The organism is Rhodanobacter koreensis (genome assembly GCF_054782855.1).
The window spans coordinates 1-831 of record NZ_BAAGRR010000005.1 but is presented as its reverse complement, the minus strand read 5'-3'; the positions used below and the strand labels follow the sequence as shown (position 1 = coordinate 831).

Sequence of the window (831 nt, the reverse complement as noted above, 5' to 3'; positions counted from 1 at the left end):
TGCTGTCGCGTCAGGTCGGTGTGCCGTACATCATCGTGTTCCTGAACAAGGCCGACATGGTGGACGACGCCGAGCTGCTCGAGCTGGTCGAGATGGAAGTGCGCGAACTGCTGAGCAAGTACGACTTCCCGGGCGACGACACGCCGATCATCCACGGTTCGGCGCTGAAGGCGCTGGAAGGGGATCAGAGCGAAATCGGCGTGCCGGCGATCATCAAGCTGGTCGATGCGCTGGACAGCTACATCCCGGAGCCGGTGCGCACGATCGACAAGCCGTTCCTGATGCCGGTGGAAGACGTGTTCTCGATCTCGGGCCGCGGCACCGTGGTGACCGGTCGTATCGAGCGCGGCATCATCAAGGTCGGCGACGAGATCGAGGTGGTCGGCATCCGCGACACGCAGAAGACCACGGTCACCGGCGTGGAAATGTTCCGCAAGCTGCTGGACCAGGGCCAGGCGGGCGACAACGCCGGTCTGCTGCTGCGCGGCCTGAAGCGTGACGACGTGGAGCGTGGCCAGGTGCTGGCCAAGCCGGGCACGATCACCCCGCACACCGATTTCGAGGCCGAGGTGTATGTGCTGTCGAAGGACGAGGGTGGCCGTCACACGCCGTTCTTCAAGGGTTACCGTCCGCAGTTCTACTTCCGCACGACCGACGTGACGGGCGCCTGCCAGTTGCCGGACGGCGTGGAGATGGTGATGCCGGGCGACAACGTGAAGATGGTGGTGAGCCTGATCCACCCGATCGCGATGGACGAGGGTCTGCGCTTCGCGATTCGCGAGGGTGGCCGTACCGTCGGCGCCGGCGTCGTGGCCAAGGTCATCAAGTAAG

Annotated in this window: 1 protein-coding gene; it reads left to right on the top strand. The window is 64.7% G+C overall.

Annotated features, from left to right (window positions below; all coding sequences use genetic code 11):
* Positions 1-830: elongation factor Tu (locus ACYVKM_RS12180; RefSeq protein WP_460877889.1), on the top strand; the 830-nt coding region annotated here is incomplete at its 5' end.
* Between the last annotated feature and the right edge of the window lies 1 nt (position 831).